A 501-nucleotide genomic window follows, 5' to 3' on the forward strand; every position below is an offset into this window, starting at 1 on the left:
GTAGACAATCTGTTTGCCGTCTTCGATGCGGAAGTGGGCGGCGAATACTACTGGAAGCCGCTCGGGGCCAGAACGCTCAAGAAAAACATGGGGGCGGCATTTCGCTTCGCCCGTGAGTTCCACCCTGAATTCTCAAAAGTTCAAAAGGAGTTTTTCGAGACCGAGTACTTCCAAAACTGGGACACAATGACGGAGGCAAACCAGGCATTCTGTCGGCGCCTTGTCGCGTCACCTCGGCGCGTCGAAAAGTTTCTGGCGCTCGCAGGTGAACTTCATATCCAGGCTGTGCCGCTCATCCAAAACTATAAAGATCTTTCGATGGGTGATCAGGCGCGAGCTGTGAGACTTTCACTTGCCGCTGCCATGGCCGCTGTTTTGACCTTTATGCCGCTTCGGGTTGATACACTGGTCAATCTGTCAGTCACTGGCGAGAAGGCCAATGTTTCCTTCCCGATTGGTTCGCGAACTGTCAGCTTCGCCATTCCAAAGGAAATGATGAAA

At 52.7% G+C, this 501-nt stretch carries 1 protein-coding gene; it reads left to right on the forward strand.

Annotation, left to right across the window (positions count from 1 at the left end):
* Positions 1 to 501: hypothetical protein (locus tag ACR0EL_RS22840; protein WP_480502402.1), on the forward strand; the 501-nt coding region annotated here is incomplete at both ends.

It is taken from the genome of Ruegeria sp. AH12 (genome assembly GCF_056541465.1).